This is a genomic window from Bradyrhizobium pachyrhizi (assembly GCF_001189245.1).
In the GTDB taxonomy this organism is placed as follows: Bacteria; Pseudomonadota; Alphaproteobacteria; order Rhizobiales; family Xanthobacteraceae; genus Bradyrhizobium; species Bradyrhizobium pachyrhizi.
In genome coordinates this window covers 1-276 of sequence record NZ_LFIQ01000066.1, presented here as the reverse complement: position 1 = coordinate 276, position 276 = coordinate 1, and the positions used below count along the sequence as shown (strand labels likewise).

1 pseudogene is annotated in these 276 nt (G+C 57.6%); it reads right to left on the bottom strand.

What is annotated here, in order from left to right:
- A pseudogene (locus AKL29_RS14010) lies at positions 1 to 276 on the bottom strand (VWA domain-containing protein); the annotation flags it as partial.

The window sequence follows — 276 nt, the reverse complement described above, 5'->3', positions numbered from 1 at the left end:
CGAGCCGGCCTCTTCATTGACATGCTCGACCGAGCCGCCGGGAACCATGATCTCGTAAGGCGACATCGAGGCGTCGCCCACGAACACCACCTTGTAGTCGTGCGGGTACTTGTGCAGCACGTCCCAGGTCGGCGTGCGATCGGTGAAGCGCCGCTTGTTCTGCTTCCAGACGCCTTCATAGAGGCAGTTGTGGAAGTAGAAATATTCCATGTGCTTGAATTCGCTCTTGGCGGCCGAGAACAGTTCCTCGACCTGCTCGATATGCGAATCCATCGA